This window comes from Thalassospira indica (assembly GCF_003403095.1).
In the GTDB taxonomy this organism is placed as follows: domain Bacteria; phylum Pseudomonadota; class Alphaproteobacteria; order Rhodospirillales; family Thalassospiraceae; genus Thalassospira; species Thalassospira indica.
Map to the genome: position 1 here is coordinate 3902060 of NZ_CP031555.1, position 13697 is coordinate 3915756.

The 13697-nt window shown below is 54.6% G+C and carries 12 protein-coding genes; 4 read left to right on the forward strand and 8 right to left on the reverse strand.

The window, feature by feature from the left end; translation table 11 throughout:
- Positions 1–49: 49 nt before the first annotated feature.
- From DY252_RS18300 to soxR, 3 genes are all read right to left on the reverse strand, one after another.
- Entirely contained in the window at positions 50–457 is a 408-nt protein-coding gene (locus DY252_RS18300; RefSeq protein WP_064788983.1) for an RNA-binding S4 domain-containing protein, read from the reverse strand.
- Positions 458–554: 97 nt separating this feature from the next.
- On the reverse strand, positions 555–3476 hold the full coding sequence (locus DY252_RS18305; protein WP_064788984.1) for a helicase-related protein: 2922 nt from the start codon (positions 3474–3476) through the stop codon (positions 555–557).
- A 139-nt stretch (positions 3477–3615) separates the two neighbouring features.
- Complete coding sequence (gene soxR / locus DY252_RS18310; protein ID WP_064788985.1) at positions 3616–4077, reverse strand: redox-sensitive transcriptional activator SoxR; 462 nt, start codon at positions 4075–4077, stop codon at positions 3616–3618.
- A 114-nt stretch (positions 4078–4191) separates the two neighbouring features.
- Between soxR and DY252_RS18315 the strand changes: the two genes are divergently transcribed.
- A complete protein-coding gene (locus DY252_RS18315) occupies positions 4192–4779 on the forward strand; it encodes an NADPH-dependent FMN reductase (RefSeq protein ID WP_064788986.1) in 588 nt (195 codons plus the stop codon).
- Between the two features lie 190 nt (positions 4780–4969).
- Here DY252_RS18315 and DY252_RS18320 read toward each other — a convergent pair whose 3' ends face one another.
- Complete coding sequence (locus DY252_RS18320) at positions 4970–5296, reverse strand: HPF/RaiA family ribosome-associated protein (protein WP_008890082.1); 327 nt, start codon at positions 5294–5296, stop codon at positions 4970–4972.
- A gap of 286 nt (positions 5297–5582) precedes the next feature.
- Between DY252_RS18320 and htpG the strand changes: the two genes are divergently transcribed.
- A complete protein-coding gene (gene htpG, locus DY252_RS18325) occupies positions 5583–7457 on the forward strand; it encodes a molecular chaperone HtpG (RefSeq protein WP_064788987.1) in 1875 nt (624 codons plus the stop codon).
- An 86-nt stretch (positions 7458–7543) separates the two neighbouring features.
- On the opposite strand, the gene DY252_RS18330 is transcribed toward htpG, so the two are convergent.
- Positions 7544–9244 carry a methyl-accepting chemotaxis protein gene (locus DY252_RS18330; protein WP_082923489.1) on the reverse strand — a complete coding sequence of 567 codons (1701 nt, stop codon included), beginning with the start codon at positions 9242–9244 and terminating at the stop codon, positions 7544–7546.
- A 310-nt stretch (positions 9245–9554) separates the two neighbouring features.
- Between DY252_RS18330 and DY252_RS18335 the strand changes: the two genes are divergently transcribed.
- Together DY252_RS18335 and DY252_RS18340 are read left to right on the forward strand one after the other, a co-directional pair.
- A complete protein-coding gene (locus DY252_RS18335; RefSeq protein ID WP_082923490.1) occupies positions 9555–10880 on the forward strand; it encodes a deoxyguanosinetriphosphate triphosphohydrolase in 1326 nt (441 codons plus the stop codon).
- 3 nt (positions 10881–10883) lie between these two features.
- The gene (locus DY252_RS18340; protein ID WP_064788988.1) at positions 10884–11114 is read left to right on the forward strand and encodes a hypothetical protein; all 231 of its coding nucleotides are present in this window, start codon (positions 10884–10886) and stop codon (positions 11112–11114) included.
- A 104-nt stretch (positions 11115–11218) separates the two neighbouring features.
- Here DY252_RS18340 and DY252_RS18345 read toward each other — a convergent pair whose 3' ends face one another.
- From DY252_RS18345 to DY252_RS18355, 3 genes are all read right to left on the reverse strand, one after another.
- Positions 11219–11416, reverse strand: coding sequence for a YqaE/Pmp3 family membrane protein (locus DY252_RS18345; RefSeq protein WP_008890077.1), 198 nt, complete (start codon positions 11414–11416; stop codon positions 11219–11221).
- A gap of 30 nt (positions 11417–11446) precedes the next feature.
- A complete protein-coding gene (locus DY252_RS18350) occupies positions 11447–12295 on the reverse strand; it encodes an OmpA family protein (RefSeq protein ID WP_064782449.1) in 849 nt (282 codons plus the stop codon).
- Between the two features lie 431 nt (positions 12296–12726).
- Positions 12727–13560, reverse strand: coding sequence for an AsmA family protein (locus DY252_RS18355; protein ID WP_064788989.1), 834 nt, complete (start codon positions 13558–13560; stop codon positions 12727–12729).
- Positions 13561–13697: the final 137 nt, after the last annotated feature.

The following is a 13697-nucleotide window of genomic DNA, read 5'->3' on the forward strand; positions in this document are numbered from 1 at the left end:
AACGGGCACGGGTCAGTTATGGGATACATATTAGCGATACCAGCACATACTATTCATTACTGCCATCACCGCGCAACCGATCCAGTGCCCGTCGCTCGGCCTTTGTCGGACGCCCCGCCCCCGCGTCGCGTTCGGCCAAGGGTGCGGTACGGATATCCGACGCAACTTCCTTTTTGGGTGTTCGCGGCGGGGAATGATCGGCATAAAGCGCCTGGGCTTCGGGCGCTGGGCCGCGTCGTTCACCAAGGGCGACAACCTCGACCACGCGCAGGTGCGGCCCCTGAAAAAACTGCAGGCGATCACCGGCAACCACCGTGACGCTGGCTTTGGAAACCGACTGACCATTCAGAACAATATGCCCGGCTTGGCATGCCTTGCTGGCAAGCGATCTGGTTTTGTAAAACCGCGCATGCCAAAGCCATTTATCAATACGAAGCTTCTCTGCCTGTTCCTTCACGGCCAACGATTTCCTGAAATCAACGGGATATTATACAGTTGGAAAGCAGAACGGCGACCCACAAGGGTCGCCGCTCGATACATGATATCTGAAACGATCAGCCCTTGGCTTCAAGCATTTCCTTAAGCTTGGCAAACGGCGAGTCTTCATTGATCTGGTTGGCTTTTTCCGGCGCCTGATTGCGGCCACCGCCCGGTTTGCCACCGCGGCCACCTTTGCCGCCCTGGTTCGGACGATTGCCACCCTTGCCTTTCGGGCCACCTTTGCCGCCACCACGGGCTTCCTGACGCGGTCCGCGCTGACCACCACGGTTTTGTCCGCCACCGCGTTTGCGACGATCAACACGGACGAAGTATTTGACTTCGACCAGCTCGTCACCATCGGCATCGGTTTCAACCGCCGGCGTTTCCGAAGTTGCTTCGGCAGACGCATCCGCAGCGACCTCTGCCGGTTCTGCCTTTGCTTCTGCCGGTGCTGCTGGCTCCTCGGCCGGGGCATCAGCCTTGGCTTCGGTTGCAGCCGCCTCAGAACCCTCTGCGGTTTCAGCTTCGGCTTTGCCCGCTTCAGGTTTGGCTGCCTTGGCAGCTTCTTCGGCCTTTTTCTCGGCTTCCTTGGCTTCAAGCTCGGATTTCTTGACCTTGGTTACCTCGGCGCGCCAGCCAAGTGCGGTAAACACACCTTCGGCCTGTTCGACCGTGCAGCCCAAAAGCGACAGCAGATCAGGATCCGGACGAACTTTGCCATCGTTTTCACGTGCCTTCTGACGCAGAAGGGCGGCAAAACGTTCAAGCATGTCGACACGGGCGGCAAGCGGGCCAACCGGCATGTAACCGGCAGCCAGATAGAAGCCCTTGGAATTCGCACGGTCGTTGGGGACCGAGGTCCGGCCAGCCGGCGGCAGTTCCGGAAGGGCATCAAGTTCGCGTGCAACTGCCCAAAGAATGCCGCGCAGCTCAACCGGATCCGGTTTAAGCGCGTCGAGCACATGGACGGTTTCAACACCCAGACGCACGCCAAGCTTGGCGAGTGCTTTGCGGTCTTCGTCCGACAGGTCCTTGACCAGACTTTCGAGTTCCGAACGCGGCACACAGCCCAGACCTTCGTTCAACTGGAACAAAAGTCCGCGAATCGGCCCGGACAGCTGACAGTCGCGCAGACGGGTCAGCATTTTAAGGCGCGTTTCGATATGGGAATTGATGAAATTCTGCAGACGGGTGCGTACCCGTTCGCGGGTCGGACCGTCAAAGAACTCGCTATCGATGACCTGAACTTCGGGCGACAGAACCGTGTCACCTTTTTTCAGCACACCAACCGGCGAACCGTTCCACAGCACCTGAAGCTGGCCGTTTACTGCGAACTTGTCGTCTTCGTCAGTTTCAAGTTGTTTGACACGTTGGGCGATTTCGCCGGTCAACGCGCGACGTGCGGCACTGGCAATCGCCTTGCCTTCAAAAGCAGCATCGGTTTCATCAGCAATGAAACGGAATCCGTCAAGACGGCCGACAAATTCACCTTCGACCTGTACTTCACCATTCGCAGTGATGGTAGACATGAGTTCAGACTTGTCCTTGAGACTTTTCAATAAAACCGAGGTCCGTCTGTCAACGAACCTTTGGGTCAGGCGTTCATGTAGCACATCTGAGAGCTTGTCCTCAATGGCCCGCGTGCGTTCCTGCCAATGATTGGCATCTTCGAGCCAGTGATGCTTATGCGATACATATGTCCAGACGCGAATACCTGCCAAACGTGATGACAACTGGTCAATATCACCATCATAACGATCCAGACGCAAGATTTGTTCGCCCAACCAGTCAATGGGCAGTTTGCTTCCGGGTTTCGCAAGATAGCGATAGATAGATGTTAGCAGCCTCGGATGGGCATCGGTATGGATATTTCTGAAGTCGGGAATCTGGCAGATTTCCCACAATAATTGCACCCGATCCGGGGCGGTTGCGATGCGCGCGACATCCTCGTTGCGCGCCAGATGATCGAGCATGATCTCGTCAACCGGTTCGCGCGCCAAAATAAGGGTCGGGTCATCCGACCGCCGACGCAGCGATTTCTGCAGCGCATCCACGGTGCGAAAATCAAGTCGCGCGTTGCGCCAGAACACTTTTGCAAGCGGCTCGAACTCGTGTTCTTCGATCTGTTCGATAATGTCGGGATCAATCCCCGAAAGATTTCCCGTCACCCCGAACGTGCCATCATTCATGTGACGTCCGGCACGACCGGCAATCTGGGCGGTTTCAGCCGCGGTCAGGCCACGATTGAACTTGCCGTCAAACTTGCTCATCGCGGCAAAGGCCACGTGGTTGAGATCAAGGTTTAACCCCATGCCGATTGCATCGGTGGCAATCAGATGCTCGACCTCGCCATTCTGGAACATCTCGACCTGGGCATTACGCGTGCGCGGGCTCAGCGCGCCAAGCACCACCGCCGCCCCGCCCTTTTGACGGCGCACCAGTTCGGCAACGGCATAAACTTCCTGGGCTGAAAACGTCACCACCGCCGACTGGGCTGGCAGGCGCTGGATTTTCTTGGCCCCGTTATACGTCAGAGTCGAAAACCGCTCCCGGCGATCGAATTCGACATTATCGACCAGCTTGCGGATCACCGGACGAATGGTTTCCGCCCCCATGAACATGGTTTCATGGCGTCCGCGCGCATGCAACAGCCGGTCGGTGAAGACATGACCGCGTTCCGGGTCCGCACACATCTGGATTTCATCAATCGCCAGGAAATCAACCTGCTTGGCGACCGGCATGGCTTCGACCGTGCACAGGAAATAACGCGCTGTTTTCGGAAGAATACGTTCTTCGCCGGTGATCAATGCCACCGCGCCCTTGCCGACCTTGGCGACCGCGCGGTCATAGTTTTCACGCGCCAGAAGTCTGAGCGGGAACCCGATCATCCCGGTCGTATGTGCCAACATCCGTTCCATGGCGAGATGGGTCTTGCCGGTGTTGGTCGGCCCCAGTATGGCAAGGATACGAGGACCGGTTCGGGTTGAAATCTGCATCAAACTTTTCCAATCGACAGCCCAATGATCCGGGCCATCGCAATCATTGGGCCTTTCAACACGCGAACCAGCACCATGTCAAGCTTTCTGCCTGCCGTCGCAAGGCGCATCAAACTGGCGTATCGCGGCCCAAACCCGCCTATTCTTCCTTGAGTTCAAGCAATCTTGCCCCCGGGCCATCGGCCCCAAGCGTGTCTCCGGGGTTGTATAGCGGGCATGCAGAAATCGACAGGCAACCACAACCGATGCATTTGCCCAGCTGATCGCGCAAACGGGTCAATTGCTCGATGCGTTCATTCAAATCATCGCGCCATTGCGATGAAAGCTTTTCCCAGTCTTTGATGGTCGGCACGGTATTGGGGGGCAGTTTATCGAGCGCCGCCCCGATTTCCGACAGCGGGATACCGGTTTTCTGCGCGACCTTGATAATGGCGAGCTTGCGCAACACGCCGCGGTGAAAACGGCGCTGGTTGCCATCGGTGCGGATCGAGCTGATCAAACCTTTGCGTTCATAAAAATGCACCGCCGATACGGCAATACCGCAACGACTTGCGACTTCTCCGACGCTCAGATAGCGCTGCAACACGCCTTTTTCTGCCATTTTCCCTGCTCTCCTTGCCTGCTTTGAAAAAGTTCCAAAACGCGCTTGACCTTAACATTAGTTAAGGTTTTAGAACCTTACTCATTGAAGCGAAATTGGCAAGGAGAGAACGCCGTGAAGGAGACATTTAATATCGCCGTCATCTTTGGCAGTGCGCGCGAAGGTCGCTTTTGCGATACGGTCGGGACCTGGGTCGTTGAAACCCTAAAATCGGATCACGAGCTTTCTGTTGATACGATTGATCCCGCTGTTTTGAACCTGCCCGCGGCCCATGTTGGTGCTGATCACCCTGCGGTCGCGCACCTTCATACTGCCTTAACTGAGGCCGATGGTTTCGTCGTCGTTACACCGGAATACAATCACAGCTTTACCGGCGAGCTAAAGCTTCTGATCGATGCCGCCAAGCAACAATGGAAACGCAAACCCGTCGGGTTTGTATCCTATGGCGGAATGTCAGGTGGCCTGCGCGCCGTTGAACAATTGCGTCTTGTCTTTGCCGAATTGCATGCGGTGACCCTGCGCGATGTCATAAGCTTTGCCCAAGCCTGGGACAAATTCGATGATACCGGTCGGCCAATAGACCTCGAAGGCACGAATAACGCCCTTCGTCACATGATGACCGATTTCAAATGGTGGGCTGGCGCACTTCGCGATGCGCGTTACCCGCAAAGCAAACACCATCTTCTTGAGGCGATTGCATAACGCACGTCCTCTCCGTGGCTGAAGCGACTTCCCCGGTCGGTTCACCCCCCGTATCAGTCCGGCACTGTTCAAATCCCCCAACCCCGGTGGTGTCGGGCTGATACATTTTCCAACCACCTCGTGCCACCACACGACAAAGCGGGGCGACCATCCGGTCGCCCCGCCTCCTTTTCAAACGTATTCGGTGACCTTAGTGGTTGCGCATCTTGTCGGCATATTCCTTGAGCTGCCGACGTGCGGCCTGAAAACTGTTTTTCAGCGCGATATAGACATCCTCATGGGCATGATCAGCACTATCGCGCTTCACCATGATTTCCTTGCCCGGCACATTGATGCCGAAATGCACGGCAAAACGGTTTCCATGGTTATGAGATGCCTGCGGGCGTTCCACTACAACATGACAACTGGTCATGCGATCGAAGGTTTCTTCCAGTTTTTGCACCTTGAAACGAATGCGCTCGTCCAGCGCATCAGACTGATCAACATCACGGTAGGTGATTTGAACGGGAACCTTCATGGTACGGCCTCCTGTGTAAAGCCTTGGACGCAAGACAGGGCGTTGCACCCTGCCGATTACCCTAGCACTTTTGCTGCTCGGGAACTTTCAGGAACGCTTCCAGAATGTGGCGTGCGCCCCTGTTATTAAAGCCTCTATATTTATACTTAGGATACAAGACTTGCGCTGCAAGATGCGTTGACGCATATCAAGCTCGGTTTAAAGTTCACCCCGTTAAGGTGTCGGTCCTTCTACCAATATCGGAGGAGGCTGACAGACGCTTGAAACAAAGGAGAAAAAAGAGGTCATGACGGAAGAAAAAATGCGGTTCGAGGCTGAGGTTAGCCGACTGCTCGATATCGTTGTCCACTCGCTTTATTCCAACAAGGACATCTTCCTGCGCGAGCTGATCTCCAACGCCTCGGATGCGTGCGATAAGCTGCGCTATGAAGCGATTGCCAAACCGGATTTGCTCGCTGGCGATGCCGATTTCAAGGTGCGCCTTCTGACAGATAATGTCCGCAATGTTCTGACGATTGCCGATAACGGGATCGGGATGAACAAGGAAGATCTGGTCGAAAACCTGGGCACCATTGCCAATTCCGGCACCGCGAAGTTCCTTGATGCCGTTTCGAAATCCGACAACGCCAAGGATGTCGACCTGATCGGTCAATTCGGGGTCGGTTTTTATTCCGCCTTTATGGTCGCCAACAAGGTCGAAGTCGTCAGTCGCAAGGCCGGCGATGATCAGGCATGGAAATGGTCATCTGACGGCAAGGGCGAATACACCATTGCCGAGGCCGAAATGGAAGGCCGCGGCACCCAGATCACCCTGCATCTGACCGACGACAACAAGGAATTCACAGACGAACATCGTCTGCGTCATATCGTCAAAACCTATTCCGACCATATCGGCATTCCGGTGGTCCTGATGAAGGGCGACGGTGATGAAACGCTCAATGAGGCCTCCGCTCTCTGGACCCGCCCGAAAAGCGAGATCACCGAAGAACAATACAAGGAATTCTACAAGCACACCTCGCACGCCTTTGATGATCCGTGGAAAACCATCCACTATCAGGCCGAAGGTGCGATTGAATATACCGGGCTGCTTTACCTGCCGACCATGCGCCCGTTCGATCTCTATGATCCGCAGCGCACAGGCCATCTGAAGCTTTATGTCCGCAAGGTCTTCATTACCGAAGGTGCCAACGAATTGCTGCCGCCGTGGCTGCGTTTCGTATCCGGTGTGGTCGACAGTCAGGACCTGCCGCTTAACGTCTCGCGCGAGATGTTGCAGGACCATCCGCTTCTGACCAAGATCAAGAATGGCCTAACCAAAAAGGTCCTGTCCGAACTTGAGACCGCGGCCAAGAAAGATACTGAGGGTTACGAAACCTTCTGGGAAAACTTTGGCTCGGTCGTCAAGGAAGGCTTGTACGAAGATCAGACCAACCGTGATCGTATCCTCAAACTCGCCCGGTTCCGCTCGACCCATGGCGATGGCTGGACCACACTTGCCGACTATGTCGAACGGATGAAGGACGGCCAGAAGGCGATCTATTATATCAGTGGCGAGGATATCGACGCCCTTAAACGCAGCCCGCAACTTGAAGGCTTTGCCGCCAAGGGGATCGAAGTCCTGCTTCTGACCGATCCGGTTGATGAATTCTGGATGCCGTCTGTCGGCCAGTTTGATGGCAAAGACTTCAAATCTGTCACCCGTGGCGGTGCGGACCTGAACGACATCAAGTCCGATGACAAGGATGATGCCAAGGACGAGAAAAAGGATGATGCCGCAAATGAGGCATCGGTCAGTGCACTGATTGCCGCGATCAAGGTCGCACTTGGCTCCGGGGTCAAGGACGTTCGGGAATCAGATCGCCTGACCAGTTCAGCCTGCTGTCTGATTGCCGATGAAATGGGCATGGATCTGCGCATGGAACGCCTGATGAAACAGCACAACCGTGTTGATGAAATCAGCCCGCGTATCCTTGAAATCAATCCAAAGCACAGCCTCATCAAAAAGCTGTCTGACATTGCGACCAAGGATGCCAAGGCCCCGATCCTTCATGACGCTGCCCTGCTGTTGCTTGATCAGGCCCGCATCCTCGAAGGCGAAGCCCTGCCCGATCCGGTCAGCTTTGCCCGTCGCCTTGATACCGTTATGGAAAAGGGACTTTAAGACCCCGACCAAGGACACCAATACCGTTTCTGAAACGAAAAAAGGGCAGCCCCAAAAGGGCTGCCCTTTCTCTTTGCGCTCAGACATTAGGCGGAATTACGGATCCGCTTGATGAACTGGTCAACTTCCTGGCTCAGGGTTTTGGCCTGTGCGCCCAACTCATTGGCCGCCGACAATACCTGTGTCGACATCGAGCCGGTTTCGTTAGACGCCTGGGTCACATCGCTGATGCTTGCGGAAACCTGGGTGGTTCCGTGCGCAGCTTCCTGGACGTTGCGCGAAATTTCATTGGTCGCAATCGTCTGTTCACGCGCAGATACCGCCACGGTCGATGCCCGGTCGCTGATCTGGCGGACCATTTCGCGGATGGTTTGTACTGCGTTGATCGACACATCCGCACGGCTTTGCATTTCGGAAATCTGGTTCGAGATTTCCTGGGTTGCCTTGGCCGTTTGGGATGCAAGGTTTTTAACCTCGTTTGCAACAACGGCAAATCCCTTGCCCGCGGCACCGGCACGTGCGGCCTCGATGGTGGCATTAAGCGCCAGAAGGTTGGTCTGCGAGGCAATGTCCTCGATCAAAGAGGCAACATTTCCGATCTGCTCGACACTTTCTTGCAACGAAACCATCGTGTCGTTCGTTTTGTCTGCTTCAAGCGATGCGCTCTGGGCCAGTTCGGACGCACCATCAATCTGCTGATTGATCTCGTTGATCGACACCGAAAGTTCTTCGGTTGCGGACGCGGCCGACTCAACGTTGGTGCTTGCCTGTTCGGTTGCGGCAGCAACCGAAATCGACTGACGGTTTGTTTCCTCGGCGATCGCAGACAGGTTGCCGGCACTGGTTTGCATCTGCTGGGCAGCGCTTGATACGTTCTCAACAACTTTCTTAACAGATGCCTCGAACTCGTCGGCCATCTTGTTCATGGCAGCCTTTTGCCGTTCTGCGGCGCGTTTTTCGCTTTCGACTTGTTCTTTCTGCAGCTCTTCCATTTTCTGGGCGTTTTCTTTGAAGACCTGGGTGGCTTTTGCCATGTCGCCAATTTCATCGCCACGATCAAGGCCAATAATCTCAACCTCAAGATCGCCACCTGCAAGTTTTGCCATTGCGGCCGTCATGCGATTGATCGGCCCGGAAATGCCATTCCCGATCAGAACCGCCAGACCGAGCCCGACAGCAACGGCAATCGAGATGGTGGCGATGATGATCGTGTTCGTCATGCTGACGCGTTCGGCATTGTCAGCCTTGCGCACGTCGATCAGCTTGGCTTCTTCTGCTCTGAAGTCAGCCATGATCTGGCGGAACTTGTCGAAATACTGCTTTCCGCGTGCTTCACCAACAATGTTGGCTATGTCATTCATTGTTTGCCCGTTGCCCACTTCACCACGCATCTTGATGTAGGGCTCGGTGATATTGGCCTGCCAATCCTTAAGGACGTTGGCTGCCTCTTCGAGACGCGCGACCTGTGGCGGGTTGTCACTTACGGTCTGCTGCAGTTCTGCGATGTTTTTATAAGTATTCGCCTGGCCCTGCTTGTAGGGATCGAGAAACTCTTCTTTCCCGGCCAGCAAATAGCCACGCATGCCGGTTTCCATATTGACTGCCGAGGCAACTATAGAATCAGCAACCGAGAGAACCTCGTATGTGTGGTTTACCCAACGGTTCGACTCCGTCAGTTTGTGGAGACTGTTTGAAGCCACCAGACCAACGCCGATAAGGCACAGAAGAGGGAAACCAACCCCGATCATAAACTTGGTTTTGGTTTTAAGGTTAGAGAACTTAAGCATTCGCATTTCAGTGATCCTGGAAAGAGAAAGCCCACCCTCACAACCTTTGGCCACCAGGACGGGCTTGCCGCGAGAGCATATACTTAAGCATCCACCTCGCACCTATACTTTGGTATCGATCGTATATATCTGATCAAATTTCAACCCTTAAGTATAGATTTACGCGAAAAAAACTGACCCCTCACACGCCGCCAAAATAACACATTGAAAATAAATGATTTTCTATATCTTCATGGACTATTTGCAGGTTCATATTTAAAAGAAGCGCGCACAGTCAGCGCACGCAATCCGGAACAGGGGCCTTCCAACCATGATGAACTGGCAGCAATTGCTTTCTCCAGCTCGGCTTGGGTCGCGTCATTCCAGTGTGGGTACATTTGGCCGGTCCGATTTTCACAAGGACTATGACCGGATCATTTTTTCGGCGGCCTTTCGCCGCTTGCAGCGCAAAACGCAAGTTCATCCGCTGCCGGAAAATGACAATGTCCACACCCGCCTGACCCACAGTCTGGAAGTATCCTGTGTTGCCCGGTCTTTGGGGTTGATGGTCGGGAACCGCCTGCATGAAAAGGGCAGCCTGCCCGATGCGATTGAGCCGGACCATATGGCCGCCATCGTACAGGCAGCCGCACTTTGCCATGATATCGGCAACCCGCCCTTTGGTCATGCCGGGGAATATGCCATCCGCCAATGGTTTGTCGATGCAAACCCGAAATTCACCGAAGGCCTGACAGAGGAACAGTTTGCCGATCTGACAACATATGAGGGCAATGCCCAGGGCTTCCGCCTCCTGACCAACAAACGGACCGGTCTGTATGACGGCGGCATGCGCCTGACCTATGCGACCCTCGCAAGCTTTTTGAAATATCCTTGGTCAGCCGCCGGAAGTCCCTTTCCGCAGAAAAAGAAATTCGGCGCCTTTCAAAAGGAATTCGGCCTGCTTGAAGAAGTCGCCGATGCCACCGGGTTGATCCGCACTGGCGATCAGGCCTTTTGCCGTCACCCGCTGGTTTATCTGGTCGAGGCTGCTGATGATGTTTGTTATGCCCTGATCGATATCGAGGACGGCGTTGAACTGGAACTTGTCGATTTCGACATTCTTGAAAAGATGCTGCTGCCCTGCATCACGGATGACCTGCCGGCCGAGTACAACCGTGAACCCAATGTCAGCCGCAAGATTTCCTTCCTGCGGGGTAAAATCATTGCCGGTGTTCTTGATGCACTGGTTGATGCCTTTGTCGCCAACGAGGAGGCGCTTCTGGCTGGCGAATGGAAGGGAGATCTTCTGGCATGTGCCAAGGGGCCCTTCAATGACCTGATCGCGCAGGCCAAGTCATTTTCCGAAAAGCAGATCATTCTCAACCGTCGCAAGGTCCAGATCGAGGTCGGCGCCTTTGCCCATCTTGAAACCTTGCTCGAGACATTCTGCAAAACCGCCCTTGATGTGCATCACGCACAATCAGAAGCCGACATTTCCTATCGAACCGGACGGGTCCGCGAACTGATCGGTAATGATGCCATGCCCATCGGGGCGTCGCTTTATGATCTTTACCTGGTCATTCTCGATTACGTATCAGGCATGACTGACGATTTTGCCGCCCGCCTTGCACGTGACATCGGTGGCGGACAGCACTAGGCGATGTGGCTCCTCGGTCCTTTTATTGCCCGCTATCGACGCAGAACGGCGTTTTTCGCCGCCGGCGCACTTGCCGCAGTCATCTATGGATTGGTTGATCAAAGCACGCGCCCGGAAATACAGGCGTGGTATTGGCCATCTGTTGCCAGTGCGGTGACGTTTTTTCTGACCCGATTTATCATTTCCCGGCTGATTGGCCGGTTTATCGGCGGTGTGCGCCGTAAACTGCACTAGGAAACCCGCCCGGCATTCTAGTCAGATAAAGAAAAAGGCAGGCTCGAAAGCCTGCCTTCTGATGTCGGGATCGTTGCTGTTTGCCATTGGGCAAACGGCTTCAATCATTCCTGACCGCCACCCATGGCGCTGCTGATTTTCTTGTCGGTGTTATACTGGCTGAGCGCGTAAACGGCCCAAATTGCTGCCGGAACCCAACCAATCAGCGTGATCTGCAAGATCAGGCAGATAACACCGGCAATCGGACGCCCGATGGTAAAGAAAAGCAACCAGGGCAGAAGAAGTGCAATCAATAGACGCATGGATGAAATCCCCTTTTTAGTTCGACGTGCTTACATGCCGTCTTCGAAAGTAACCGTCACAACGCGGTTGCCCTGTTCGGGCACGCCGTCAGCAGTTGAAACCGGCACATTGGCTTCACCGCTGATGCTGATTGCAAGTTTGCTTGCCGGAACACCGGCATCACGCAATGCCTTGACCACCGCATCAACGCGCGATTTGGCAAGGATGTCGTTATACATCGCATCACCGGCACGGTCAGCATAGGCAACAAGGCTGATCATTTTCGGATCATATTTGCCATAGGCCTCGACAATACCGTTCACAACAGACATCGCCTTGCTATCAATGGCGGCACTGTCGAACCCGAAATAGACATTCATCGGAACCGGCATCGGCATCGCTGCCATCGGGGCCGGGCCCGTATCAAGTTCAGCCTGTACGATGGCCAGGGCCTGATAGAATGCCGAACGGCAGTTATCAATGTCTTCCTGCTGGATGTTTTCTTCGAGCTCCTGCAACCAGCAATCAAAGCTGCTCTGTGCCCGTGCGGCAGCACTGGCAGCCTTTTCACGACCACCGGCCTCAAGGGCCGCCATCAGGTCAGAACGGGCAACTTCAACCTCGGCCTCGGACCCTTCGGGCAGGTTGCGTTCGGCAATTGCCTGCGGACCGGAATCCATGCCCATCGCCGCAGTCTTTGAACGGTTGGTGAAATAACGTGCATCGGCCCAGTCAGCCTCATCATATTCTGCCTGGGCAAGGTCTGCATAATTCTGGTGAAGAGCTGCGTCAAAAGCCGATCCTTCGTCGGCCATATCGCGCACTCCGGGAATGTTCATGTTCGCGCACGCACTCAAAAAGGCGGCGGCGGATACAACGGCAAGCAGTTTGGCTCTCATCGGTGTTACTCCTTGATCTGACCGACTATCAGGATCCCAATCCCATTCTATTTTTTTCGGCCATGCCGACATTTTCCCAATGTCTTGTCAGGCCATATGGCGGGCCTTGTGGCCCGTCCTGTTCCATGCCGTTCTTGTCATAATCAGATCAACAGACCTGACCCCGAATTTCGATCCACCTCACGTCCGTGGTCGAAGCCCCAAGACAACACAGATTGTGGATATAACTATCCCTAACCCAAGATATATAGAAGTCAAATTCATGAAAAAAAGCAGTGGGATAGAGAAAATTCACAATCGACAGATATCCGCTCTCGCGGCCTGCCTCATCGATTTGATTACGCAATCACCAAAAACACAGCGACCCGATGGATCAAAAACAAATCCATCGGGCCGAACATCACATCAGATCAAGACGATCACACGATGACCTAGTCCGAGGAACCGCCAAACAGCCCCTTGACCGCGCCACCAAGCGCATCAGCACCTTCTTTCAGCTTGGTGCCACCGCCACTTGCAGCGCCACCAACGGCACCGACGACACCTTTGCCAAGGTCACCGACGCCCTGCAACAGGCCATCGACATTCAAGCTTGAAACCGCCTTGAAGACGGCGGTGTTGATCGCCGTCAGGATTTCACCGGCAACTTGGGCCGGGGTCGCGCCGCCTTCTTCCTTGCCCACATCGGTCAGATGAATTTCCGGCAGGCTGGCAGACAGTTTCTTGCCCTGCAGGAAGTCTGCCGAAACGCCAACATCACCGTTGCGGACATAGACATTGTCGATAATGATTTTGGTTCCACCCGCGGCATCATCGCCAGATGCGGCACCGTCAGCGCCCCCCGCCCCGGTCGGACCGGAAACACGTTGAACAAAGGCTTCGACGTTGCGCTGGATGGTTGCGATGTTTGAACTGCCATTGCCCAGCTCGTAAATGACACTTGGCTGATCAACCACCACTTCGATGATACGGATCGTGTCGCTGGTCAGGGTCGAACCGTCAAGACGGACCGAGATATTGCCAAGCGAGAATGCATAATCGGAGTTGAACCCGTCGGGATTGCCGACCACAAGCCCATTGATCGCCGCGGTATTTTGCGTCGGCTCGATCGACACACCGTCAACCGCGACATCGGCCAGCGTCACACGCGTGCCTGCCTCTTCGATGGTGGATTTCACGATGTTATCAAGATTGACGTAAACATAGACGAGGGCCCCGACGACCAAAACGATGATCACGGCCAGACCAATCAGTATCTTTTTCATTGCCCGTTTCCTGCGTAGTGCCTCACCGAAAATACGCGAAATTCAACCCTAAGGGTGCAAATGGGTACGCATCCGGTTTCGTTCAACCAGAAGAGTTGCGCTGATCGGCCAGACAATCAAGTTATTTCACATGACAA

Bases quoted from the DNA above. Each gene is read 5' to 3' on its own strand.
- DY252_RS18305 (WP_064788984.1), bottom strand. From the start codon at position 3,476: ATGCAGATTTCAACCCGAACCGGTCCTCGTATCCTTGCCATACTGGGG.
- soxR (WP_064788985.1), bottom strand. From the start codon at position 4,077: ATGGCAGAAAAAGGCGTGTTGCAGCGCTATCTGAGCGTCGGAGAAGTC.
- DY252_RS18320 (WP_008890082.1), bottom strand. From the start codon at position 5,296: ATGAAGGTTCCCGTTCAAATCACCTACCGTGATGTTGATCAGTCTGAT.
- htpG (WP_064788987.1), top strand. From the start codon at position 5,583: ATGACGGAAGAAAAAATGCGGTTCGAGGCTGAGGTTAGCCGACTGCTC.
- DY252_RS18330 (WP_082923489.1), bottom strand. From the start codon at position 9,244: ATGCTTAAGTTCTCTAACCTTAAAACCAAAACCAAGTTTATGATCGGG.
- DY252_RS18335 (WP_082923490.1), top strand. From the start codon at position 9,555: ATGATGAACTGGCAGCAATTGCTTTCTCCAGCTCGGCTTGGGTCGCGT.
- DY252_RS18340 (WP_064788988.1), top strand. From the start codon at position 10,884: ATGTGGCTCCTCGGTCCTTTTATTGCCCGCTATCGACGCAGAACGGCG.
- DY252_RS18345 (WP_008890077.1), bottom strand. From the start codon at position 11,416: ATGCGTCTATTGATTGCACTTCTTCTGCCCTGGTTGCTTTTCTTTACC.
- DY252_RS18350 (WP_064782449.1), bottom strand. From the start codon at position 12,295: ATGAGAGCCAAACTGCTTGCCGTTGTATCCGCCGCCGCCTTTTTGAGT.
- DY252_RS18355 (WP_064788989.1), bottom strand. From the start codon at position 13,560: ATGAAAAAGATACTGATTGGTCTGGCCGTGATCATCGTTTTGGTCGTC.